The sequence below is a fragment of the Neisseria sp. genome (assembly GCF_041804105.1).
Classification (GTDB): Bacteria; Pseudomonadota; Gammaproteobacteria; order Burkholderiales; family Neisseriaceae; genus Neisseria.
In genome coordinates this window covers 1-24,052 of the sequence record NZ_JBHCJY010000005.1, presented here as the reverse complement: position 1 = coordinate 24,052, position 24,052 = coordinate 1, and the positions used below count along the sequence as shown (strand labels likewise).

24 protein-coding genes and 3 tRNA genes are annotated in these 24,052 nt (G+C 53.3%); 19 read left to right on the top strand and 8 right to left on the bottom strand.

Going from position 1 to position 24,052, the window contains the following annotated elements; all coding sequences use genetic code 11:
• Positions 1-251: 251 nt before the first annotated feature.
• Entirely contained in the window at positions 252-440 is a 189-nt protein-coding gene (locus ACEYDX_RS00465; RefSeq protein ID WP_373740078.1) for a hypothetical protein, read from the top strand.
• Positions 441-494: 54 nt separating this feature from the next.
• Here ACEYDX_RS00465 and ACEYDX_RS00460 read toward each other — a convergent pair whose 3' ends face one another.
• The gene (locus tag ACEYDX_RS00460) at positions 495-977 is read right to left on the bottom strand and encodes a universal stress protein (RefSeq protein ID WP_373740077.1); all 483 of its coding nucleotides are present in this window, start codon (positions 975-977) and stop codon (positions 495-497) included.
• 156 nt (positions 978-1,133) lie between these two features.
• Between ACEYDX_RS00460 and ACEYDX_RS00455 the strand changes: the two genes are divergently transcribed.
• The 4 genes from ACEYDX_RS00455 (at position 1,134) to pncB (ending at position 5,341) form a co-directional block, all read left to right on the top strand.
• Positions 1,134-1,922 (top strand): ThiF family adenylyltransferase, encoded by a 789-nt coding sequence (locus ACEYDX_RS00455; RefSeq protein WP_373740081.1) that lies wholly within the window; start codon positions 1,134-1,136, stop codon positions 1,920-1,922.
• Between the two features lie 69 nt (positions 1,923-1,991).
• A complete protein-coding gene (locus tag ACEYDX_RS00450) occupies positions 1,992-2,759 on the top strand; it encodes an SH3 domain-containing protein (protein WP_373740076.1) in 768 nt (255 codons plus the stop codon).
• Positions 2,760-3,129: 370 nt separating this feature from the next.
• Positions 3,130-3,963 (top strand): ScpA family protein, encoded by an 834-nt coding sequence (locus ACEYDX_RS00445; protein ID WP_373740075.1) that lies wholly within the window; start codon positions 3,130-3,132, stop codon positions 3,961-3,963.
• 166 nt (positions 3,964-4,129) lie between these two features.
• On the top strand, positions 4,130-5,341 hold the full coding sequence (gene pncB, locus ACEYDX_RS00440; protein WP_373740074.1) for a nicotinate phosphoribosyltransferase: 1,212 nt from the start codon (positions 4,130-4,132) through the stop codon (positions 5,339-5,341).
• A 205-nt stretch (positions 5,342-5,546) separates the two neighbouring features.
• On the opposite strand, the gene ACEYDX_RS00435 is transcribed toward pncB, so the two are convergent.
• A complete protein-coding gene (locus ACEYDX_RS00435; protein WP_373740073.1) occupies positions 5,547-5,987 on the bottom strand; it encodes a DUF4124 domain-containing protein in 441 nt (146 codons plus the stop codon).
• Positions 5,988-6,214: 227 nt separating this feature from the next.
• Here ACEYDX_RS00435 and guaB point away from each other — a divergent pair, with 227 nt between their 5' ends.
• The 3 genes from guaB to ftsB all read left to right on the top strand — a co-directional run bounded on the left by guaB (position 6,215) and on the right by ftsB (position 9,673).
• On the top strand, positions 6,215-7,678 hold the full coding sequence (gene guaB / locus ACEYDX_RS00430; RefSeq protein ID WP_373740072.1) for an IMP dehydrogenase: 1,464 nt from the start codon (positions 6,215-6,217) through the stop codon (positions 7,676-7,678).
• A gap of 414 nt (positions 7,679-8,092) precedes the next feature.
• Positions 8,093-9,379, top strand: coding sequence for a phosphopyruvate hydratase (gene eno, locus ACEYDX_RS00425; RefSeq protein ID WP_373740071.1), 1,287 nt, complete (start codon positions 8,093-8,095; stop codon positions 9,377-9,379).
• Between the two features lie 15 nt (positions 9,380-9,394).
• Positions 9,395-9,673: a cell division protein FtsB gene (gene ftsB, locus ACEYDX_RS00420; RefSeq protein WP_373740070.1), complete on the top strand. Its 279-nt coding sequence runs from the start codon at positions 9,395-9,397 to the stop codon at positions 9,671-9,673.
• A 551-nt stretch (positions 9,674-10,224) separates the two neighbouring features.
• Here ftsB and ACEYDX_RS00415 read toward each other — a convergent pair.
• Positions 10,225-10,668, bottom strand: coding sequence for a DUF2846 domain-containing protein (locus tag ACEYDX_RS00415; RefSeq protein ID WP_373740069.1), 444 nt, complete (start codon positions 10,666-10,668; stop codon positions 10,225-10,227).
• 229 nt (positions 10,669-10,897) lie between these two features.
• Between ACEYDX_RS00415 and lolB the strand changes: the two genes are divergently transcribed.
• The 7 genes from lolB (at position 10,898) to ACEYDX_RS00380 (ending at position 14,524) form a co-directional block, all read left to right on the top strand.
• The gene (gene lolB, locus ACEYDX_RS00410) at positions 10,898-11,494 is read left to right on the top strand and encodes a lipoprotein insertase outer membrane protein LolB (RefSeq protein ID WP_373740068.1); all 597 of its coding nucleotides are present in this window, start codon (positions 10,898-10,900) and stop codon (positions 11,492-11,494) included.
• Complete coding sequence (gene ispE / locus ACEYDX_RS00405) at positions 11,494-12,372, top strand: 4-(cytidine 5'-diphospho)-2-C-methyl-D-erythritol kinase (protein ID WP_373740067.1); 879 nt, start codon at positions 11,494-11,496, stop codon at positions 12,370-12,372. The genes lolB and ispE overlap by 1 nt, the downstream gene beginning before the upstream one ends.
• A tRNA-Gln gene (locus ACEYDX_RS00400) sits at positions 12,351-12,426 on the top strand. Before ispE ends, ACEYDX_RS00400 begins: the two co-directional genes overlap by 22 nt.
• Positions 12,427-12,438: 12 nt before the next feature.
• Positions 12,439-12,514 (top strand) — tRNA-Gln (locus ACEYDX_RS00395).
• Between the two features lie 10 nt (positions 12,515-12,524).
• Positions 12,525-12,600: transfer RNA gene (locus ACEYDX_RS00390), tRNA-Gln, on the top strand.
• Positions 12,601-12,799: 199 nt separating this feature from the next.
• The gene (locus ACEYDX_RS00385) at positions 12,800-13,786 is read left to right on the top strand and encodes a ribose-phosphate pyrophosphokinase (RefSeq protein WP_373740066.1); all 987 of its coding nucleotides are present in this window, start codon (positions 12,800-12,802) and stop codon (positions 13,784-13,786) included.
• Positions 13,787-13,951: 165 nt separating this feature from the next.
• A complete protein-coding gene (locus ACEYDX_RS00380) occupies positions 13,952-14,524 on the top strand; it encodes a 50S ribosomal protein L25/general stress protein Ctc (protein WP_373740065.1) in 573 nt (190 codons plus the stop codon).
• A 189-nt stretch (positions 14,525-14,713) separates the two neighbouring features.
• Here ACEYDX_RS00380 and secF read toward each other — a convergent pair whose 3' ends face one another.
• The 3 genes from secF to yajC all read right to left on the bottom strand — a co-directional run bounded on the left by secF (position 14,714) and on the right by yajC (position 17,849).
• Positions 14,714-15,649, bottom strand: a complete 936-nt coding sequence (gene secF, locus ACEYDX_RS00375; RefSeq protein ID WP_373740064.1) for a protein translocase subunit SecF — start codon at positions 15,647-15,649, stop codon at positions 14,714-14,716.
• Between the two features lie 5 nt (positions 15,650-15,654).
• Entirely contained in the window at positions 15,655-17,505 is a 1,851-nt protein-coding gene (secD, locus tag ACEYDX_RS00370) for a protein translocase subunit SecD (protein ID WP_373740063.1), read from the bottom strand.
• Positions 17,506-17,585: 80 nt separating this feature from the next.
• Positions 17,586-17,849 (bottom strand): preprotein translocase subunit YajC, encoded by a 264-nt coding sequence (gene yajC / locus ACEYDX_RS00365; protein WP_373740062.1) that lies wholly within the window; start codon positions 17,847-17,849, stop codon positions 17,586-17,588.
• Between the two features lie 187 nt (positions 17,850-18,036).
• Between yajC and ACEYDX_RS00360 the strand changes: the two genes are divergently transcribed.
• The 4 genes from ACEYDX_RS00360 (at position 18,037) to ACEYDX_RS00345 (ending at position 21,682) form a co-directional block, all read left to right on the top strand.
• Positions 18,037-19,086: a histone deacetylase family protein gene (locus ACEYDX_RS00360; protein ID WP_373740080.1), complete on the top strand. Its 1,050-nt coding sequence runs from the start codon at positions 18,037-18,039 to the stop codon at positions 19,084-19,086.
• 225 nt (positions 19,087-19,311) lie between these two features.
• Positions 19,312-19,710: an HIT family protein gene (locus ACEYDX_RS00355; protein WP_373740079.1), complete on the top strand. Its 399-nt coding sequence runs from the start codon at positions 19,312-19,314 to the stop codon at positions 19,708-19,710.
• Positions 19,711-19,856: 146 nt separating this feature from the next.
• On the top strand, positions 19,857-21,023 hold the full coding sequence (locus tag ACEYDX_RS00350) for an LD-carboxypeptidase (RefSeq protein ID WP_373740061.1): 1,167 nt from the start codon (positions 19,857-19,859) through the stop codon (positions 21,021-21,023).
• 182 nt (positions 21,024-21,205) lie between these two features.
• Complete coding sequence (locus ACEYDX_RS00345) at positions 21,206-21,682, top strand: cytochrome b (RefSeq protein WP_373740060.1); 477 nt, start codon at positions 21,206-21,208, stop codon at positions 21,680-21,682.
• 410 nt (positions 21,683-22,092) lie between these two features.
• On the opposite strand, the gene ACEYDX_RS00340 is transcribed toward ACEYDX_RS00345, so the two are convergent.
• Both ACEYDX_RS00340 and ACEYDX_RS00335 read right to left on the bottom strand, forming a co-directional pair.
• Positions 22,093-23,469, bottom strand: coding sequence for a hypothetical protein (locus ACEYDX_RS00340; protein WP_373740059.1), 1,377 nt, complete (start codon positions 23,467-23,469; stop codon positions 22,093-22,095).
• Between the two features lie 225 nt (positions 23,470-23,694).
• On the bottom strand, positions 23,695-24,052 hold a 358-nt coding region (locus tag ACEYDX_RS00335), incomplete at its 5' end, for a DHHA1 domain-containing protein (protein ID WP_373740058.1).

Below are 24,052 nucleotides of genomic sequence, written 5' to 3'. Positions count from 1 at the left end.
CGATGCCGAATTCTTTTGCGGCTCTACGAATCGTCCATCCTTGACGGAGTTTTTTGAGCACGAGTTGTTTGAAGTCTTGTGAATAGGCCATGGTGGAATTGTATCGAATAATATGTTTATTTGCTATAGTAGGTACGGTTAGCCCGCCAAAGCGGGCGTAACCGTACAGTTTACCGTGGCGTATATCAATCGTTGGGAAACACTGTCTGCGTACGGTTACGCCCGCTTCGGCGGGCTAACCGTACCTACTTTTGCGTGATATGAAACAGCGTGAAAACTGCGGCGGCTTCTGGGCTTCTGTATGGGGGACTCATCATGCGGACGTGATGTTGTACTGCGGTTTTGCCGTGCCGCCGGAAAAGTCGGCAGAAAATCGGCGGGGTTGGGCGAAACAATACCAAGGCCGTCTGAAAATCATGTTTTCAGACGGCCTTCTTTAATTTTCATGCAAACCTGCGGGGAGGCTTGAAACAAACAGCAAAATGTCAAACCGCTTACGGTGCGGGTTCGTCTGCCGCGTCTTCGCCTTTGCTGCGGATAATCAGCAGGGGCAGGTGGCTTTGGCGCATCACGGTTTCGGCGAAGCTGCCCATCAGCAGGTGCATCAGGCCGCTGCGGCCGTGAGTACCGAGCACGAGCAGTTCGGCACCGTTTTTGTCGGCGTAGTCCACCAGTTCCTGTGCCATTTCGCGCGCACCTTTGTTGGCGACCAGCAGGTGTTTGTTGATGTCGGAAACACCTAAGGCGCGGGCGCTTTCTTCCGCAGCATTAAGCACTTCGTTGCCCTGTGCGACGGCAGCGGCTTCGTAGCTGTCGTGTTGCAAGAATTCGGGGGCGAGCGCCATGTATTCGGCGGGGTTGGCAACGTGGACGAGCGTGAGCTTCGCATCGTTGCCGCGGGCGAGTTCGGCGGCGTGTTTCAGGGCGTTGAACGAGGTGTCGCTGCCGTCGACAGCTACAACGAGATGTTTGTACATGATGATTCTCCTTAAGTATCGGCGGTTTCCGGAATACCGCCTTTGTCAACGACCGCCGCGCTGTCCGCGCAACAGCCCCTTCACTTGAAGTATAATACGTCCGTACTGATTTGCCAGCTTTTTTTATTTGATTTTGACCTTCCGCAAGGCAGCATGATGTCTGAGAATACCGCTTCCCGCCGCTTTGGCGGCATTGCCCGTTTATACGGTGCGCCCGCTCTGGAAAAATTCGCCGCCGCCCATGTGTGCGTGGTGGGCGTAGGCGGGGTCGGTTCGTGGGCGGTGGAAGCGTTGGCACGCAGCGGCATTGGCCGTCTGACGCTGATTGATTTGGACAATGTGGCCGAGTCCAACGTCAACCGCCAACTCCACGCCTTAACCGACGACTTCGGCAAGGCAAAAGTTACCGCGCTGCATGAACGTGTTCTGCAAATCAATCCGGCCTGTCAAGTTACGGAAATCGAAGATTTTGTGACCGAAGAAAACCTGCCCGAGCTTTTCAGACGGCCTTTTGATTTCGTGATTGACGCGATCGATCAAATCCGTGTGAAAGCGGCGATGGCCGATTATTTCGTGCGGCACAAACAGCCGTTCGTGTTGAGCGGCGGCGCGGGCGGGCAGCGCAATCCCGCCCTGATCCAAACCGCCGATTTGAGCAAGGTAACCCACGACCCGCTGTTGGCCAACCTGCGCTATACCCTGCGCAAAAAATACGGTTTCCCGCGCGGCGGCGACAAAATGCGCGTGCCGTGCGTGTTTTCCACCGAAAACGTTACCCCGCCGCAAACCGCCGAAGCGTGTTCCGCCGACGGCGTTCCAGACGGCCTTAACGCCCCGCAGGGTTTATCGTGCGCGGGCTACGGCGCGAGCATGCTCGTTACCGCATCCTTCGGCCTGCATTGCGCCACGGCTGCGGTGGAGCATATTGCGGCACAGGCCGTCTGAAAATCATGGAACCGTGCCGATAATCTGCCGTTTGTTTTTTCAGACGGCCTAACCTTTTCCCGGACAATCATGAAAACAATACGCCTGCTTCCCATTGCCTTAATTGCGGCCGCTCTGCCTGCCGCCGCCGAACCGTTTGCGCAAATCCGCGATGCCGACGGCTATGCCTACATACGTGCCACGCCCGATACGAAAGGACGGATTGTTGCCAAAATGCCCAGCGGCGGATACGTTTATGCGCCCGAAGGCGACGGCGGCGATTTCCGTTCGGGACAATGGCAAACGGTGTATTACAGCGACACGAAAGGCTACATCAAGGAAGGCTGGATGCACGGCTCGCGCCTGAACAATATCGGCAGCCACCGCAAGATTCCCGTCAAAATCACGGCAGACGGTTTTTCCTGTATGCACAACGGCATCGGTTTGACCGTGAAAGTCGGTAAGTTCGATTACCGTGCGCACCGTCGGGATTTCCGCGACCGCAAAGGCGCAGTCCCGGCAGCGGCTGCAGAATTTCCGAGCATCGACGTTTATCGCGGCAAAACCGTGTTCGGTACGGACGGTCAAATGCCGACAACGCATTACCGCAGCATCACTTTTACCCGAAAAGGCCAAACGGTTGCCGTTGCGCCGGCGGCGTTCGAGCACCTGTTCAACCCGTATTTCGACAGCTTGTCCGAACTCCGGCACGGGAATGCCTGTTATTACCGCGCGGATGATGAAACGTTTTTCCTGTCTGCCCAAAACAGCGACGGTGCAGCCGTTTACAATGTACTGTTTGTGTTTGAAAAAGGCCGTCTGAAAAAGGTTTTGCCGATGCTTCACCCTGAGGCTTAACCCTTATGTGTAGGCTTGTGTTTGCATTTTGCAGGATGTGTCGGGCGGATTGAGGTGGCAGAGTTTGCAACCGTCATTCCCGCGCAGGCGGGAATTTATGGCTAACATTCACAAACGGATGAATAAACAAGATTGCTTCCATTCAAAGTTGGATTCCCGCCTGAGCGGGAATGACGGTATTGGATGTCATCAACGCATTATTTACACAGCCCCGAATCAACAGGCCGTCTGAAAAGCGGGCGGAAACCTGCCGTTAAGCTTTTGGTCTTTACACCTGTAACCTTTACATAAAACGCCAATCCGCCGTTTTTATAAACAACCACCCGCCGCCCCGTTCAGACGGCCTTACCATCCACAGAACCCCAAAACCATGCAAACCACTTTGTCCGCGCCGTCTGAAAATCCTGCCACCGTCGCCTACGTTTTCGGCCAGCCCGTTACCGACCTGCCGCAAGACCTGTTTATTCCGCCCGATGCGCTGAAAGTGGTGCTGGCGAGTTTTCAGGGGCCGCTGGATTTGCTGCTGTATCTCATCCGCAAGCAGAATATCGACGTGCTGGATATTCCGATGGTGAAAATCACCGAGCAATATCTGTCGTATATCGCGCAGATGCAGGAGCATCAATTTGATTTGGCGGCGGAATATCTGCTGATGGCGTCGGTGCTGATTGAAATCAAATCGCGGCTGCTGTTGCCGCAGCCGGAAAGCGTGGCCGACGAAGAAGCGGAAGACCCGCGCGCCGAACTGGTGCGCCGCCTGCTGGCTTACGAGCAGATGAAACTTGCGGCGCAGGGCTTGGACGCGCTGCCGCGTGCGGGACGCGATTTCGCCTGGGCTTATCTGCCGCTGGAAATCGCCGCCGAAGCCAAGCTGCCTGATGTGCTGGTGGCGGATTTGACGCAGGCTTGGCTGGGCATCCTTTCCCGCGCCAAACACAACCGCAGTCACGAAGTGGTGAAGGAAACCGTTTCCGTGCGCGCGCAGATGACATCGATTTTGCGCCGTCTGAACGAAAAAGGGTTTTGCTGTTTTTCAGAGCTTTTCAAGCCACAGCAAGGCGCGGTGTATGTGGTGGTGAACTTCATCGCATTGCTGGAGTTGGCAAAAGAAGGCTTGGTGCGGATTGTGCAGGAAACGGGTTTTGCCGAAATCGAAATCCACCTGAAAGACGCGGTGGCGGAAACGGCGAAAGAGGCCGTCTGAAATCCGGTTGCGGTTTTTTTGCACGGGTTCAAGCCGTTAAGCGGCGGATGCCTGCCGCGAAGGAGGTGTTAATTTGACGGCCGTCTGAAAAAATCCGTTCCGCATGGAACAAATCCGCACCAAAACACTCCAAAACAAAATCACTTCAAACAGATTGCGCATTCTTATGACTTCCCAAACCCCCATCATCCAATCGCTGCTCGACACCGATTTATACAAATTCACCATGTTGCAGGTGATTCTGCACCAATTTCCGCAAGCGCACGGCGTGTACGAATTCCGTTGCCGCAACAACGACGAAACCGTGTATCCGCTGGCCGAAATCCAAACCGAACTCGAACACGAAATCGATGCGCTCTGCACGCTCAGGTTCGCCCAAGACGAACTCGACTACCTGCGCAGCCTGCGGTTTATCAAAAGCGATTTCGTCGACTATCTCGAACTGTTCCAGCTCAAACGCCGTTTCGTCAACGTATCCACCGACAGCGAAGGCCGTCTGAACATCCGCATCGAAGGCCCGATGATACAGGCGATGTTTTTCGAAATTTACATCCTCGCCATCGTTAACGAACTCTATTTCCGCCGCCTCGAAACCCCCGAAGTATTGGCCGAAGGCGAACGCCGCCTGCAAGCCAAAGCAGGCCGTCTGAAAGAACTCGCCGCCCTGCAAAATCCCGACGAACCGCCGTTTCTCATCTCAGATTTCGGCACCCGCCGCCGCTACACGTTCGCCTGGCAGGAACACGTCGTCAAAACCCTGCACCAAGCCGCCCCCGACATCGTGCGCGGCACCAGCAACGTCTGCCTTGCCAAAAAACTCGGCATCACCCCCATCGGCACCATGGCGCACGAATTCCTGCAAGCCTTCCAAGCCCTCGATTTCCGCCTGCGCGATTTCCAAAAATCCGCCCTTGAAAGCTGGGTCAAAGAATACCGCGGCGACCTCGGCATCGCCCTTACCGACGTTGTCGGCATGGACGCATTCCTGCGCGACTTCGACCTCTACTTCGCCAAACTCTTCGACGGCCTGCGCCACGACAGCGGCGACCCCTATGCTTGGGGCGACAAAGCCCACGCCCACTACAAAAAGCTCAAAATCGACAGCCGCACCAAAATGCTCACCTTTTCAGACGGCCTCGACATCGAAAAATCATGGGCGCTGCACCAATACTTCAAAGACCGCTTCAAAACCAGCTTCGGCATCGGCACCAACCTCACCAACGACTTGGGCCACACCACGCTCAACATCGTTTTGAAATTAGTCGAATGCAACGGCCAATCCGTCGCCAAACTCTCCGACAGCCCCGGCAAAACCATGACCGACAACGACACCTTCCTCGCCTACCTGCGGCAGGTATTCCAAATACCGCAACCGTGAGTTAGGAAAGAAGTGTTGAGGCGTGCTGTAAGAATGACGTATTTCTGATGATGAGACGATTCAGTACAGTAAGCCGAACATAACACAAGGCCGTCTGAAAATATTTTCACACGGCCTAAATTCAATCATGTGAATACCAAATAGTTTTATAAATTAACTCTATAACGATAGTCTTACTAAGATATTGGAAGATTGGGTAGATTGTTTAGTTGCAGTATTTACCCACATCAGCATCAAAACGTTTAATCAGTGCTTCGCGGTTGTTGCGGGCGGTTTCGGCTGCTTGGCGGTTGAGACGGGCGGTTTGGCAGTTTTCTGCTTTTTGTTGGCGGTTTTGTTCTTCGATTTTCTTATTTTGTTCTTCGATTTTTTTGTTTTCGTCGGCAATTTTTTTGCTGAGTGCCTGTTGCTGTTCGGCGAGTGTGTTTCCGCCTTCGGAGCTTGGAGTTTCAACGGCGGGGGCGGCCGGTTTGGTCACGGAATGGGTACGGATGTTGACTGTGCTGCTGCGGGCAGGCTGAAGGTTGCGGGGGGCATCGGAATAGCTGTTGCCGCCGCGGCTGTTTTTCCATGTGTAAACATCGGCTGCGGGGAGGTGTGCGGTTAAGAGCAGGGCGGCAAGAGCCAGCAGTTTTGGGGTGTGCATGGTGTTTCCCGGATGGTGTGGTTGTAACGCGTGTATTTTACTTTTGCTTTGCCGGTTTGTCATGCTTATGTCGTAGTTTTTGTTTTTGACGTGATTGTTTTGTTGTTTTCTGGTTGTGTTCCGTCGGAGGTTGGAGGAGAGCGGGCAGGGCGTTTGTCCTGTCGGTGCGGTGGCGGATGTGTTACAATGCCGTGCATCTTGCACAAACTGATTGAAAGCCGAGCATTATGCGTATTGTTGAAAAAGCCTACACTTATGATGACGTTCTCTTGGTTCCCGCACATTCCCAAGTGCTGCCGAAAGACGTGAAACTCTCAACCCAGCTCACCCGCGGAATCTCGCTCAACGCTCCCTTACTTTCTGCCGCAATGGATACTGTTACCGAAGCCCGTTTGGCCATTTCCATGGCACAGGAAGGGGGAATCGGTATTATCCATAAGAATATGCCCGCCGAGCAGCAGGCGAGGGCGGTGGAAAAGGTAAAACGCCATGAAAGCGGTATTGTGAAAGATCCGATTAACATTGCGCCGACCATGCTGATTCGCGAACTTTTGGAGATGCTTTCTCAACGAAAACGCAAAATGTCCGGTTTGCCGGTGGTGGAAAACGGTAAAGTGGTGGGTTTGGTGACCAACCGCGACTTGCGTTTTGAAAAACAGCTCGACCAGCCGGTTTCCGCCATTATGACGCCGCGCAGCCGTTTGGTTACCGTGCCGGAAGGTACGAGTATCGAAGATGCTCGCGATGTGATGCACGAACACAAAGTCGAACGGGTGTTGGTTGTCAATGATGCCGACGAACTGAAGGGCTTGATTACGGTAAAAGACATTTTGAAAACCACCGAGTTTCCGAATGCCAGTAAAGACAGCGAAGGCCGTCTGCGCGTGGGCGCGGCGGTGGGGGTGGGTGCGGATACCGACGAGCGTGTGAAGGCTTTGGTGGCTGCGGGAGTGGATGTCATCGTGGTCGATACTGCACACGGACACAGCCAAGGTGTGCTTGACCGTGTGAAATGGGTCAAGGCCAACTTTCCGCAGGTTCAGGTTATCGGCGGCAATATCGCCACCGCCAAAGCCGCATTGGATTTGGCGGCAGCAGGTGCGGATGCGGTAAAAGTGGGTATCGGCCCGGGTTCGATTTGTACCACCCGTATCGTGGCCGGTGTAGGCGTACCGCAGTTGACGGCGGTTCATAATGTTTCCGAAGCCTTGAAAGGTACGGGTATTCCTGTGATTGCCGACGGAGGCATCCGTTTTTCCGGCGACATTGCCAAGGCTTTGGCCGCAGGCGCGGATACCGTGATGTTGGGCGGTATGCTGGCCGGTACGGAAGAAGCACCGGGGGAAATCGAACTTTACCAAGGTCGTGCCTATAAATCCTACCGCGGTATGGGCTCTCTGGGGGCGATGAGCCAAGGTTCGAGCGACCGCTATTTCCAAGACAAACAGGACAGCAGCGACAAATACGTTCCCGAAGGCATCGAAGGCCGCGTGCCGTTTAAAGGGCCGATTACTGCGATTATCCACCAGCTTCTCGGCGGTCTGCGTTCGAGCATGGGCTATTTGGGTTGCGCCAGCATCGCCGAAATGCACGAAAAGGCCGAGTTTGTGGAAATTACGGCGGCAGGTATGAACGAATCACATGTTCATGATGTGCAGATTACCAAAGAAGCGCCGAATTACCACCGTTAAGAAATTAGGCCGTCTGAAAAAGTTTTTCAGACGGCCTTTGCCGTTGCGGATGACCGAGGAAGAAAATACGGAAACCGCAACCAACAGAATGAAGCCTGCGGAAATGTTTTGAAAAAACTCCGGCCGATACCGTGTTTTCGGTATTGCCGCACTGGTCGGCAGTCGGGTGTTTTTCCGGATTTGCGCGGATAAATTTGTAGGTTATCGAAATCGGGTTCCCGTTTTCTTTATCCAAGTAGCTTCCTGTAATTTGACGTCCGTTAATTTTTTCTCTTTAAATCCGCAGGAAACACTCGTTTCAGACGGCATGAAACGGTATAATCGCTGAAATTTTGCTACAGATGTAAAAGGCCGTCTGAAAAACACCGGCGGCTAAGGATTTCTTTCCCTTCATTTCGATTTTGGAGAATACTCATGAGTACCATCGTTGACATCTTCGCCCGTGAAATTCTGGATTCGCGCGGCAACCCCACCGTCGAATGCGACGTATTGCTGGAAAGCGGTGTGATGGGGCGTGCGGCCGTGCCCAGCGGTGCGTCCACAGGCCAGAAAGAAGCACTCGAACTGCGCGACGGCGACAAAGCCCGTTATCTCGGCAAAGGCGTGTTGAAAGCCGTGGAACACGTCAACAACGAAATCGCCCAAGCCCTTATCGGCATCGATGCTTCCGAACAGAGCTATATCGACAAAATCATGATCGACCTCGACGGTACCGACAACAAAGGCCGCTTGGGTGCCAACGCTACTTTGGCCGTTTCCATGGCCGTTGCCCGTGCCGCAGCCGAAGATGCCGGACTGCCGCTTTACCGCTATCTGGGCGGTGCCGGCCCGATGGCCTTGCCCGTGCCGATGATGAACGTGATCAACGGCGGCGCACACGCAAACAACAGTCTGGATATTCAGGAATTCATGATTATGCCCGTGGGCGCGAAATCCTTCCGTGAAGCCCTGCGTTGCGGTGCGGAAATCTTCCATGCGCTGAAAAAACTGTGCGACAGCAAAGGTTTCCCGACCACGGTCGGCGACGAAGGCGGTTTCGCCCCCAATCTCGGCAGCCACGAAGAAGCCTTGCAGCTGATGCAGGAAGCCGTTGCCGCCGCAGGTTACAAAGCCGGCGAAGACGTATTGTTTGCGCTTGACTGCGCCTCCAGCGAATTCTACAAAGACGGCAAATACCATCTGTCCGCAGAAGGCCGTGCCTTTACCAGCGCAGAATTTGCAGACTATCTTGCAGGCTTGGCCGCAAAATACCCGATTGTTTCCATCGAAGACGGCATGGATGAAAACGACTGGGCCGGTTGGAAGCTGCTGACCGAAAAACTCGGCGGCAAAGTGCAGCTTGTCGGCGACGACCTGTTTGTGACCAACCCCAAAATCCTGGCCGAAGGCATCGAAAAAGGCGTGGCCAATGCCTTGTTGGTAAAAGTCAACCAAATCGGGACGTTGAGCGAAACACTCAAAGCCGTCGAGCTGGCCAAACGCAACCGCTACACCAGCGTGATGAGCCACCGTTCGGGCGAAACCGAAGATTCCACCATCGCCGATTTGGCCGTAGCCACCAACTGTATGCAGATTAAAACCGGTTCTCTATCCCGCTCCGACCGCATGGCCAAGTACAATCAGCTCCTGCGCATCGAAGAAGAACTAGCCGAAGCCGCATACTACCCCGGCAAAGCCGCGTTTTACCAACTGGGCAAATAAAGAAAGCAGCAATCAATGAAGTGGGTTACTCTGGTTTTAACCGTCGGATTGGTATGGTTCCAATACAGCCTTTGGGTTGCCAAAGGCGGTTGGAACGACATGCTCAAAACACAGGAGAAACTGGCTGTGCAAGATGAGAAAAACCAAACGCTCACTTTGCGCAACACCGCCCTTTCCGCCGAAGTCAACGACCTTGCGCACGGGCAGGAAGCCATCGCCGAAATCGCCCGTGTCGATTTGGGTTATATCCAAAACGGCGAAACCTATTACCGTTTTATCGAACGGCGCAGATAAGGTTCAGTATCAGCCGTTCAAAACAAAGGCCGTCTGAAAACTGTTTTCAGACGGCCTTTTATCGGCTGCGTTTTCCATACATTTGGCTTTGCCGTTGATTGCCGAATAGGGTGAATCGGTATGGGAGAGAATAAAATGAAAGAGCGGTGCTGATTTCCAAAAAGACAGGGCAGGAAAAGATAGGATAGGAAATAAACTGTAAAAACAAATGATGCATCCGGTAAAAACGGTATATACTGACCGTTATTTCCGTGCAGGCAGGAATCTATGTTTGAAATTCGATATGTTTTTACAAACAATTATTGATGAGTATTCAGGCCGGATTCCCGCCTACACGAAAATGGAGAAATAAAGTATTAACACAATATCCATACACAGTTTTGTAAAAACAAAGGCCGTCTGAAAAACCGTTTTCAGACGGCCTTTTGAACGGTGTATGGCCATAATGCGTTCGAATGGGTTGCTGATTTCCCGGCGAGAGATAAGCAATAAACCGATTATCGAAAACAGCGGCAGTATATTGATGTACTGCCACCATTTGTTCTACAGTTTTACAAGCTTGCTTTGGTGCCGGCTATCTCATTGCGGCATTGTTCCAAGGACACCGCTTCCAACTTCGGGCGTCCTACAAATGCCCCGAAACCCACGGATGCTTTGACGCATTGGATTTCATTCGGTTTGAACGGCAGTGTTACACTGCGGCGGACTTCCGTTTTGGCCGATATTTCGTGTTCACCCGGCGGTAGGTCGACAACCAGATAGCCGCCGTTGCGGATTATGCCGATTGGTGTATTGCCCGCATTTACGTTAAAACTGATTCCGGCACCTTTGATTGAGGATGTGCGGTACACATAAAGTCTGCTTTGCCCGTTGTCGGGCGCAGTCATCGAACCAAACGGACTTCCCGATGCGGCGCAGGCGGAAAGCAGTACGGCTGTGGCAGAGGCGGCTGCAAGGGTTTTTTTATGTTCATGACTATCCTTTTTGTAAAACAAATTGTTGGAAAACAGGGTGGTTTACGCCCAAAAAAACGTTTTCAGACGGCCTGTTGTCCAGCTTTTTACAGAACCTTACCCGCGGCGGGTGTCTGCCGTCGGCAGTGCCGGGAAAGGGTGGGGCGGGTTTCGGATGTTTTCGGGTGCGCCGAACCGCCTTAACATATCTTTCAGACGGCCTTGCTATAATACAGGCCGTCTGAAACCGATTACGAAAGCAGTTGAATACATGAAACCGATGTTCAAGAAAATTTCCGTTGCCGCACTGGTGTTGGCATTGGCGGCGTGCGGCAGCCATATGAAGCCGAAAGACGACGGGGCATGGCCAGAACGTGCGGATGTGGACGGTTTTGCCGCCGACGGCCGCCTGTCGGTTAAGGTGAACGAAAAAGGCTCTTATGCCAACTTCGACTGGACATATCAAAACCAAGTTCAGACCATCAATGTGAATACGCCGCTGGGCAATACCGTCGGCCAACTCTGTAAAGATGCCAAAGGTGTGTTGGCCGTTGATTCCAAAGGTAAAAAATATCAGGCAGGTACGGCGGAAGAGTTGAGCGAACGCCTGTTGGGTTATGCGTTGCCGGTGCAGCATCTGCATTTGTGGGCCAACGGCTACCGCGCGGAAGGCGGTTCGGCGCAGGTGCTGCCCGACGGCCGTCTGCAGCAGTACGGTTGGGTGATTTCACGCACCGTTACCAAAGAAGGCAAACCGCGTATGCTGCAACTGGAAAATCCAAAGCTGACATTGAAGCTGGTGTTCAGCGACATCGGTAAGGCCGATTCAGACGGCGGTGCGGAACAATGTGCCGCGCGGGGCGGATAATGGATGTCCCTGCCCGCGCCCACCCTTATCCTGCTCCGGCAAAGCTGAATCTGGATTTGCGTATTACCGGCCGACGTGCCGATGGCTATCATCTTCTGGAAAGCATTTTCTGCCTGATTGACTTGTGCGATACGGTTTGGCTGGCCGTGCGGAATGACGGCGAAATCATGCTGCATACACCCATCGAGGGGGTGCCGTCTGAAAACGACCTGACCGTGCGTGCGGCCAAATTACTGCAAAACCATACGGGTTGCGGCAAAGGCGTCGACATTTGGTTGGAGAAACGCATTCCGATGGGGGGCGGTTTGGGCGGTGGCAGTTCGGATGCAGCCACGGTTCTGATCGTTTTGAACGCATTATGGGGTTGCGGCCTGACACGGCAGCAGCTTATCCGCCTGGGCGTTCAGCTCGGTGCGGACGTGCCGTTTTTCATTTTCGGCAGAAATGCGTTTGCCAAAGGCATCGGCGAAGAGCTTCAGGTGTTTGATGTACCGGAACGCTGGTATGTGGTGGTGAAGCCGCCCGTGCATGTGGCAACGGCCAAAATATTTTCCCATCCCGGCTTGACGCGTGATTCAAAACCCAGCATAATGCCGTCTTTCCAAAACCTGCAACCGTTCCGCAATGATATGCAGGCGGTGGTGTTTCAGGAATATTCCGAGGTTTTGGCAGCCTTTGAAAAACTGTTGCCTTATGGCAAGCCCTTGATGACCGGTTCCGGTGCTTGTGTGTTTGCGGCATTCGACAGTAGCGAAGAGGCATACAATCTATTCCGGCAGATTTCGGAGGAATATCAGGCATACTGTGTGGAAGGCTTAGGCGTCCATCCTTTGTTTGATTTTCGGCCAGAGACTGCTGGGGAGTCGTCAAGCGGTTAAGACACTGGATTCTGAATCCAGCATGCGAAGGTTCGAATCCTTCCTCCCCAGCCAAATCCGAATTGTTGGGGAGTCGTCAAGCGGTTAAGACACTGGATTTTGATTCCAGCATGCGAAGGTTCGAATCCTTCCTCCCCAGCCACACCCTTTATTGGGGAGTCGTCAAGCGGTTAAGACACTGGATTTTGATTCCAGCATGCGAAGGTTCGAATCCTTCCTCCCCAGCCAAATACAGAGCGTACAAAAACAATTTGTACGCTCTGTTTTTTATTGAAGGCCGTCTGAAAGATTGCAGACGGCATCTTACTGGAAACGCTTTGTTTTAAGCTGCATCAGACGTATAATAACGCACCGAACAAATCCTTCCTGCAAAGGAGCATGAAAAATGTTTCCCAAGCAAAATCCTCATACAGAATCAGGTGAAGAAATGGCTGCATACGATAGTTTGATGGTGTTTACCGGCAATGCAAATCCCGATTTGGCACAACGGGTTGTCAAGCATTTGGGTATTACGTTGGGTAACGCTGACGTGAGCAAATTTTCAGACGGCGAAGTGGCCGTCGAACTTTTGGAAAACGTGCGCGGACGTGACGTATTCATTTTGCAGCCGACTTGTGCACCTACCAATGACAATCTGATGGAAGTGTTGACCATGGCCGATGCCCTCAAGCGCGCTTCCGCCGGCCGTATTACCGCCGCCATTCCGTATTTCGGTTATGCCCGCCAAGACCGCCGTCCGCGTTCCGTGCGCGTTCCGATTTCTGCCAAACTCGTGGCTAATATGCTGTATTCCGCAGGTATCGACCGTGTACTGACGGTTGATTTGCATGCCGACCAGATCCAAGGTTTTTTCGATATTCCCGTAGACAATATCTATGCGACTCCGATTCTTTTGAACGACATCAAACAACAGCGTATTGAAAACCTGACCGTCGTCAGCCCCGACATCGGCGGTGTCGTCCGTGCCCGTGCCGTTGCCAAAGCAATGGATGCGGATTTGGCGATTATCGACAAACGCCGCCCCAAGGCAAATGTGGCCGAAGTTATGAATATCATCGGCGATATTCAAGGCAGGAATTGTCTGATTGTGGATGATATGATTGATACTGCCAATACCTTGTGTAAGGCTGCTGCGGCTCTGAAAGAGCGCGGTGCGGCAGGTGTTTGGGCTTATGCAACCCATCCCGTGTTCTCAGGCGAGGCCGTATCTCGAATTGCGTCTTCCGCGCTGGATCAGGTGGTGGTTACCGATACGATTCCGTTATCGGAGGCTGCTAAAAAATGCGGCCGAATCCGTCAGGTTTCTATTGCGGGTTTATTGGCCGAAACCGTACGCCGCATCAGTAACGAAGAATCTGTGTCGTATCTTTTCAATGAAGATGCAATGACCGGCGGCGGGATGCTTCTACCCTGATAAAAAACAGGAAAACAAACATTTAACGGTTTTATACGGCATTGGTTTGTTGTATAATGCTGCCTGCTTTAATTCCGGCCGTTTCAGACGGCCGGTTTACCGTCCATCGTCCAAGCTGGTCGCGGCCCAAGACGATATTTTTTATTTAAACCGGAGTATTAAATTATGTCATACGAAATTCAAGCCACCCTTCGCGAAGATCAGGGCACTGGTGCGAGCCGCCGCCTGCGTCGCGAAGGCCAAACACCTGCTGTTCTGTATGGTGAAGGCCAAGAGCCTGTTGCCATCGCGGTTGACCACAAAACCGTTTACTATGCTTTGGAAAAAGAATCTTTCCATACTGCATTAATTAAACTGACTTTGAACGGCAAAACCCAAGACGTTATCGTGCGCGATTTCCAAATGCACCCTTTCCGCCAAATCGTACAGCATATCGACTTCCAAGTTGTCGATGCCAACAAACCGTTGCGCATCCGCGTGCCGTTGCATGTCGTGAATGCAGAAAATTCTCAAGCAGTAAAACTGCAGGGCGGGCGCGTATCTTTGCTGAACACTACTGTTGAAGTTACCGTACTGCCTTCTAAAATTCCCGCAGCGCTGGAGCTTGACTGTGCCTCCGTAGTTGCTGGTGACATCCTGCACATTTCCGATGTCAAATTGCCTGAAGGCGTAGAAAGCGTTGCTCTGAAACGTGGCGCCAACTTGGCTGTTGCAACCGTTACCGGTAAAAAACGTTAAGATTTCTGATTCGATTAAAAAGGCCGTCTGAAAAGTTTTCAGATGGCCTTTGTTTTATCATAAAAAAGATAAAATGTGGCCGATGTTTTATGAAGGTTTTTATTTACTTTTATGCTTAGAAAGGCTCAAAAGGACACGTTTTGATGTGTGTCCTTTTTTATATGAGGGGGAGCTTAGTTAAACAAAAAGTTATACCACCACTTCTTCTTTTTTCTTCGATGTTTTGGAGATGTTTTCTCGGTTAAGGCCGAACATCAGCAGCAGCGGACTGGCGACGAGTACGGAAGAGTAGATACCGAATACGATGCCGATGGTCAGTGCCATGGCGAAGCCGTGCAGGGCGGCTCCGCCAAAGATCAGCATGGAGAGTACCATGGCTTCGGTTGAGCCGTGGGTAATGGCGGTACGACTCATGGTGGCGGTAATGGCGTTATCAATCACTTGCGGTACGGTGTAACTGCGCATGTGCGGTTTGCGGAAGTTTTCGCGGATACGGTCGAATACCACAACCGATTCGTTAACAGAGTAACCGAGTACGGCCAGGATGCCGGCAAGCACGGTTAGTGAGAACTCCCATTGGAACAGAGCGAAGCAGCCGAGAATAATCACAATGTCGTGCATGTTGGCAATGATGGCGGAAACTGCAAAACGCCACTCGAAGCGCATGGAGAGGTAAACGATGATGCCGATAACCACCATGCCCAAGGCCAACAGGCCGTTTTCAACCAGTTCGTCGCCAACCTGTGGGCCGATGAATTCGACTTGGCGCAGGGTTACGTCGGGGGTTTCCTGCTTGAGCAGGTTCATGACGTTGTTGGACAGTTGGACGGAGGATACGCCTTCTTTGTTGGGCAGGCGTATCATGATGTGTTTGTTGGTACCCAGTGCCTGTACCTGCACTTCGCCCATGTTGAGCGTTTCGAGCTTTTCGCGGGTTTTGTTGACATCGGCTCCTTGGGCGTACTGTACTTCCATAACGGTACCGCCGGTAAATTCAACCGAAAAATTCAGGCCTTTGGTTACCAGAAAAAATACGGCGGCAATAAAGGTAACGAGCGAGATGAATGTGGTGAGCTTGCCGTAGCTCATAAACGGAATGTCGCGTTTGATTTTGAACAGTTCCATATTGTTTACTCCTTACCGGCGGGTTGGGTTTCGGGTTTCCATACCGAACCGATGGAAATATTTTGCAGTCCGCGGCGGCGGCCATACCACAGGTTGACCATGGCGCGGGAAACGACGACCGAAGAATACATTGATGTGAGAATGCCCAGACAATGCACTACGGCAAAGCCGCGCACGGGGCCCGAACCGAAAATCAGCAGGGCGATGCCGGCAATCAGCGAAGTGATGTTGGAATCGACGATGGTTGCCCAAGCGTGTTGGTAGCCGAGATTGATGGCTTGCTGGGGTGCGACGCCTGCGCGCAATTCTTCGCGGATACGTTCGTTAATCAAGACGTTGGAGTCGATTGCCATGCCGAGCGTGAGTGCGAGTGCCGCGATGCCGGGCAGGGTAAGCGTGGCCTGCATTGCAGACAATATGGCAATGAGAAACAGGATGTTGGCGGTTAGCGCGATGGTGGAAAACACGCCCATCAAACGGTAGTACACCACCATAAATAAGGCAACGGCGGCAAAGCCCCACAGCGTGGAGTTGAAACCTTTTTCGATGTTTTCTTTACCCAATGACGGGCCGATGGTGCGTTCTTCCACGATTTCCATCGGTGCGGCCAAAGAACCTGCGCGCAGCAGCAGGGAAGTATCGTTGGCTTCCGCAGTGGTCATGCTGCCGGTAATCTGTACACGGCCGCCGGTAATCGGGGCTTGAATTTGCGGCGCGGTAACGACTTCGGATTTACCTTGGTCGATGAGTACCATCGCCATGCGTTTGCCTACGTTTTGCGAAGTCAATTCGCCAAAGATGCTGCCACCCGGTCCGTCGAGATTAAGGTTTACGGAAGGGGCGCCACGGTCGTCGAAACCAGGTTGCGCGTCATTGATGTTGTCGCCGGTCAGTTCGACCTGTTTGCTAACGAGCGTAGGTTGGGGATGTTCGCCCGCGCTGTACAGCAATTCATAGCCGGTGGGTACATTGCCAGCCAACGCCGCCTGTACTTTGGCTGCATCGTCTTCCACCATACGCACTTCCAGCGTAGCGGTGCGGCCGATGATGTCCTTGGCTTTGGCGGTGTCTTGTACGCCGGGCAGTTGGACTACGATACGCTCCGCGCCGGCTTGCTGGATAACCGGTTCGGCCACGCCCAATTCGTTGACGCGGTTATGCAGGGTGTTGATGTTTTGTTTGACTGCATCGGTACGGATTTTGGTTACGGTCTGTTCGGGAAGGGAGAGAACGATATTGTTGCCTTCCGATGCCAAAGTCACGTCGGAGAAGATTTTTTGCAGTTCGGGCAGGGCTTTTGCCGCATCGGCAGGGTCTTGGAACGGCACGGTCAGGCTGTTGGCATTTTGCTGGATGGTACCGCTGCGGATTTTCAGACGGCGTAACTCCCTGCGGATGTCGCCCGCGTAACGCTCGAAGGTTTTCTGCATGGCCGCTTTCATATCGACCTGCATGGTGAAATGAACGCCGCCGCGGAGGTCAAGACCGAGAAACATCGGATTGGCTTTGATTTTGGCCATCCATTCGGGGCTGTCGGCCAGCAGGTTGAGCGCGGTAATGTAGCCTTCGCCTAATGTGTTTTCAATCACATCGCGGGCTTTGAGCTGGGTTTCCGCATCTTTGAAGCGGACTTTCAGCGAATTGTCGGCAACAAACATTCCGTCGGTAGGGATGTTGGCTGCCTGAAGTGCGGTGGCCACGCGGTTTTGGGTGGATTCGTTGATGATAATCGACTGGCGGTTGGTGGAAACCTGCACCGCAGGCGTTTCACCGAACAGGTTGGGCAGGGAATAGATAATGCCCAACACAATGGTGGCCGCAATCAGCAGGTATTTCCAAAGCGGGTAACGGTTCATGTCAAACCTTTGTTTTTATAAACTTTTATAAATGCAAACAGCCGCATCCCGACGGAGCGGCTTGGTGCGGAGCAGGGCGTTTATTCGACTTTAGAGGCAATGGCGTTGCGTTCCACTTCGACATCGACGCCGCGCGCGATTTCCACGGTGAAAAACTGTTCGCCGGCCTTTTTGACGGTGCCTTTGAAGCCGGATGCCAAAACCACTTTGTCGCCGGCTTTCAGAGCGGCAACCATTGCCTGGTGCGCTTTGAACTTTTTCTGCTGCGGGCGCATAATCAGAAAATAGAAAACCGCCATAATCAATACCAGCGGCGCAAACTGCGCCAACATATTCTGATCCATTTTCAATCCGTTCTCGAAATAATCAATCGTGCGGCGCACAAAACCGTTTGGCGTGCGCCCGTAAAGTAGGCTATTCTAAAGGGCGGTACGGATTTTTCCAAGCGTTTCCGTATTGATTAACCATATTTATCATCAAAAGCCGTCTGAAAACCGCCGCAGATTTCAGACGGCCTCACGGCACGACCACATGAGCGACATCATCCAACGCCTCCGTACCCGCCTGCGCTTGCTGCTGGGCAAAAATGCCCGTACCGCATGGGTTTCGCATCCCGTTTCCCTGCAGCACGAACCCGGCATGGGGCATCCCGAATCACCCGATCGCATCCGTGCCATAGAAGCCGAACTGCAAAGCCAGAATATTTGGCCGAAGCTGCAAAAGACGGAAGCGGCAGAAGTTACCGACAAACAGCTTGCCCTTGTTCATCCCCGCAGCTATCTGCGCTTTCTCGAATCGGTGCAGCCGCAGCAGGGAAAAATCTACCGCATCGACGACGATACCGTTATCAGCCACGGTTCGTTCGCCGCTGCCCGTTTTGCATCGGGCGCCGTAACCAAAGCCGTCGATATGGTAATGAAAAAAAAGGCATACAATGCCTTCTGCGCCGTCCGCCCGCCCGGCCACCATGCCCACACGGCCAAAGCAGGCGGGTTTTGTTTGGTCAACAATGCCGCCGTCGGCGTGATGCACGCCGTTGCCCGTTACCGTTTGCAGCGCATCGCCGTGATTGATTTCGACGTCCACCACGGCGACGGTACCGCCGAAATTTTTCAAAACGACCCGCGCATCCTGTTTTTCAACAGCTTTGAAACCGACCTGTTTCCCTTTCCCGAAAACAGCCTTGCCGCGCCGAATGCCGTTTTCCTGCCTTTTCCGACCGGTATCGGCAGCACAACTTTCCGCGAAGCCGTGCGCGAAAAATGGCTGCCCCGTTTGGCCGCGTTCAAGCCCGAACTGGTTTTGCTGTCTGCCGGATTCGACGCGCACCGCAACGACGAAACAGGCCGTCTGAACCTGCACGAAGCGGATTATGCGTGGCTGACCCACAAAATCATTCAGACGGCCTCTACCGCCGCAGGGCGCATCGTCTCCGTACTCGAAGGCGGTTACACGCTGGACAGTTTGGCCAAAAGCGCCGCCGCACACATCCACGTGCTTGCGGGGCTGGGCAAACCCCGATGCGCCACCGAGTATGAAGGCCGTCTGAAAACGGAAGGGCAGGGCGGGCGGTATTCCTGAAAACCAGGGCGTAATATTTTTGCGGATTTCTGTTTTAACAAAAGTGGCGGCATGCCTGTTATCGGTACATTTTGCGGCACAGCCTAACATTACAGGCGGATTTTTGAGAAAGTGCGGAAATTGCGTCACACCGATTTTAAAAATAAGTTAAAAGGCCGTCTGAACAGCGTTTCAGACGGCCCAATCCATTAAAATACACCGCAATTGTCCACCCTGTTTTTTGCCATGACCTGTCCGCTCTGTACTCCCGAAAACGAAGAAATCCTGCTGCAAACCGACAGTTTGCGCGTGATTGCCGTACACAACGAGGCCAACGCCCCTGCGTTTTGCCGCGTGGTTTGGAATGCGCACGTTGCCGAGATGACCGATTTGACCGCACCGCAGCGTACGGAATTGATGGACGCGGTGTACCGCGTCGAAGCCGCCATGCGCCAAGTGTTCCGGCCTGAGAAAATCAACCTTGCCAGCTTGGGCAACGTGGTACCGCACCTGCATTGGCACGTCATCGCCCGTTTTGAAAACGACGCCAATTTTCCCGCGCCGATTTGGGCTGCGGCGCAGCGCGAAGCAGGGATGGTTTTGCCGGACAACTGGCCGGAGCAGGTCAGGGCGCTGCTGGTATAAAAAACCGCCGTTGCGGATATTTTCAGACGGCCTTTGCACATGAATGTTTCAGGCCGTCTGAAAAAGAAAAATACAGCAGGCGGTTTTGCAAACCGCTGAATAGTTGAGATTACGACACTTTAAATCAAAAACACAAGGAAACTTTTATGACCTGGCAACCGACACGCCGCCGTTTTCTCCAAGCATCCGCAGCCGCAGCAGGCGCGGGTTTGCTGCAAGCCTGTACGGGTACATCATCGCCCGGTTCTTCATCCACCGACACTTCAAAAGCCACTACCGTGCAACCGAAAACCAATGTTCCCCACCACGGCAGCAACACCCTGCGCGTGGTCGCCCCGTCGGGATTCGCCGAGTCCCACGACCGTTCCAATGCGGGGCTGACCCGTCTGTATAACGCGGGTTTCACCATCGTCAACCAGCAGGCCGCGTTCCGCCGTTACCAGCGTTTCGCCGGCACGGATGCCGAGCGTTTGGCCGACTTTCAGGAAGTGGCCAACGGCCGTGCGCCCGCCCCGAAAGTATTGATGGGACTGCGCGGCGGTTACGGTGCTTCGCGGCTGTTGCCGCAAATCGATTTTGCTTCGCTCGGCGCGAAAATGCGCGAACGCGGAACGCTGTTTTTCGGTTTCAGCGACGTATGCGCCGTCCAGCTCGGCCTGCTGGCTAAGGGCAATATGATGAGTTTTGCCGGCCCGATGGTGTACAGCGAGTTCGGCAAACCGCAGCCGAGCGCATACACCATGGATTCGTTTATCCAAGGCACCACGCAGGCCAACCATACGATAAACGTTCCTGCTGTCCAGCGCGGCGACGTCGGTGCGGAAGGAACGCTTTGGGGCGGCAATCTGAGCGTGCTGGCTTCGCTGGCGGGCAGCCCCTATATGCCGAACATCGACGGCGGTATCCTGTTTATCGAAGACGTGAGCGAGCAGCCCTACCGCATCGAACGTATGCTCCACACGCTGCATATGGCCGGCATCCTGAAAAAACAGCGTGCCATCATTTTCGGCGATTTCCGCATGGGTACCATCCGTGATGCCTACGATCCGAACTACAATTTCAGTGCGGTGGTCAACCAAATCCAGCGCGTTACCCGCGTTCCCGTGTTGACCGGGTTTCCGTTCGGCCACATCGCCAACAAAGCCACTTTCCCCTTGGGCGCGCATGCCAAAATCCGCAGCGCGGGCAACGGCGGCTATTCGGTAACGTTCAGCGGCTATCCCACGCTCAATGCGTCCACCCTGTCGCTCGACACGCTCAAGCCGCAGGTGGCGCAGTATCAGACCATCATCGAAGAAACCGTAACGGAATAGAGCGGTTCACCCATCCGTTTTCAGATGGCCTTGGTTTTACCGGCAAAGGCCGTCTGAAAAACACAGTCAAAGCAGTAAACTAAAAAGCAGCTGCATTGTATGCTGCCCAAAATAGCGGCAATACGGCGAAATGTCCGCTTCATTGCCTAAAACAATTAAAAATACCAACTTAAGGAACACCCATGAAACCCGACAATCCTCAAACCTACGGTACCGTCAGCCGTTGTCTGCATTGGCTGATGGCTTTATGCTTCGTCGTCATGTTCGGCACCGCGCTGGCGTGGAACATCAACGAAGACTATTTCTCGCTGATGGGCATCCATAAAAACTGCGGCATCGCCCTGCTGGTGTTGGCGTTGGTGCGCTTCGTGTGGATGCACGTCAACCTGCGCCGCCGTCCGCAGCACAACATCATCGTCAAGCTCGGCCATATCGCCCTGTACCTGCTGATGATTGCCGTTCCCGCCGTCGGCCTGATCCGCAATATCGGCAAAGGCGCGCCCGACGGCAGCGGCGAAGTCGAATGGATGGTGCAGCTCGGCAACCAATGGCACGGAGAACTCGCCATCGCCTTGGGCATCCTGATACTCGGCCACATCGCCATGGCCGTTGTCCACCAAATCAAACGCGAAAAAATCATCAACCGTATGCTCGGTTGAGTATTCGGATAAACAGCAAAGGCCGTCTGAAAAGTTTTCAGACGGCCTTCGGTTTGTGTGCGGTTAAGCGCGTGAATGCCGTAACCGTAAGCTGAGTAGCGGGTTATATTAATTGGGCTGTATTTTGGTCATGCGTCGATGTCACCGATACCGTCATTCCAGCACGGACAGGAACCCATGGTTTATAACCACAGGTGTATGAATAAAAAAGTTTCTTGAATATGTAAGCATGATTCCCGCCTGCGCGGGAATGACGGTTGTTGACGATTGGTATAAAAATCCGCACGCTGAACACACACAGCTTTTTATTTAAGGACATCCGTAAAAAATATCGGTTATTTTCCGTATGTGATAAAGGCCGTCTGAAATGTTTTTCAGACGGCCTTTACGGTATCAAACGTCAGGTCGGGTTATTCCTGACTGTTTGCTTCGGTTGTTTCGGTTGCTTCGGTTGTTTCGGTTTCTTCGGTTGTTTCGGTTTCTTCGGCTTTTTCGGTTTTTGCCTTTTCCCAAGAGGCCTTCAGTTGTTTGAACGTAACCGTTTGCGATTTATCGGGTGTAAACGTGAATTTCGGTTTGCCGAAATTGAACTGTTTGACCGAAAAGTCAATATTAAACGCTTCTTTGCTGCCGTTGACCTGGGCATAAATGCGCTGGCCTTTCATGCGGCCTTTGCGGTCGAGATAGAAATCGGCAATCATCGGCGCGCCCAGCATTTTCTCGAACATATCGGCGGATTCCTTGCTGCTGCTTTCCAGGATTTTGCCGATCAGTTCACGGGTTTTGCCGTAATTTTCAGACGGCACGCCTGCTTCGGGCGATGCTTTTTGCAGACGCTCATATTCGGCTTGGAAATGTTTTTGGAACGAAGCATCGTAGGCTTTGAGGTTGGCCGCATCCATCTTCATGCTGATGCGGTATTTCGCGCCTACTTCACGGGCGAAACCGTCGAGCGGCATGGCTTTGAACTGTTCCGCAGGCAAATCGCCGTAGGCTTTGACGGATGCGACAAACAGCGCTTTCACCGCAGTTTTTACCGGATATTTTTCCGCATTCGGAATATCGCTCAATTCAAAACGCACAGGTTTGTCGGCAATCTGTTTGCCTGCTTCTGCGGGCAGGACGATGCCGGCCAAAGCTGCAACACTGGCGGGTGCTTCGACGGTCAGGCTCATGTCTTCCGCATCGATCAGCATCGGTATGCGGATATGGCCGCCTTCGTTACGCGCCTGATACGACAATTCGGGAATCGCTTCCAGTTTTTTGCGGCGCAAATCCAGCGCACCGTTGATTTTCAGACGGCCGTTGGACAGGTAGCGGCCGATACCGGAAAACTTGGAATCTCCCGCCAAGCCGTTTGCCGCAAGCACACCCAGCGGTTCGGAACCCTTGTTCGAGCTTTCTTCTTCCTGCTGTGCCCGTTCCAAATTGCTTTGCGCTTCGGCAACGGCGGCACGGCGCTGTTTTTTCGCCTTGATTTTTTTCGCTGCCGTGAGTTCCTGTTCGGCTTCTACTACTTTAGCTGCAGCTGCGGCTGCTGCGGCTGCTTCGGCTGCCGTCTGGACGGCACGTGCGGCCTCCGCTTCCAGCGCCGCTTCGGGCGCAAGCCCCTGTTCTTTGCTGCTGGTGAACACACGGCCTTCGGCAGCGTAGTTGTAGCTGTAATCTTTGGTCAGCATACGGTTCATGGAGATATTCACCATCTCGTGCGGCTGTTTGCCGTCCAAGCTGCTGCACGCGCTCAGGCCGAAAGCCGCGGCCAATAAAACCGGAATAATTTTTTTCATTTGAGGGTTCCTATCGGGAAAATTCATATCGGGAAAAACAGCGGTATTATCGGCGTATTCATTCCGTCTGAAAAGAGTGCCGACGGCATTTTTTATCGGTTTGCCGCATTTATTGTGATTCGGCGGAGGGTGACGGATGGGTATCCGGATAAACGGATCGGACAGTGCGTTATTGGACAGGTAAAGGCGTCTGAAAGATTTCAGACGGCCTCTCGCATCGCATCATCAAACCAGTTTGCTGTTAACCCAATCTACCACGCCGTTCAACACTTCGGGCAGTTTTGCGGCATCGGTACCGCCTGCCTGCGCCAAATCGGGACGGCCGCCGCCTTTGCCGCCGACCTGTTCTGCGGCGAATTTAACCAAATCTCCGGCTTTCACTTTGGCGGTCAAGGGTTTGGATACGCCGGCGCACAGGGAGACTTTGCCGTCGTTCACTGCGGCGAGCAGCACGACGGCGTTGTCGGCTTTGCCGGTCAGGTCGGTAACGATGTCGCGCAGTGCGCCTGCTTCGGCGTCGATTTGGGCAACGACGAGTTTGGCCGCGCCCAAATCTTTGGCATTGTCGAGCAGTTTTGCGCCT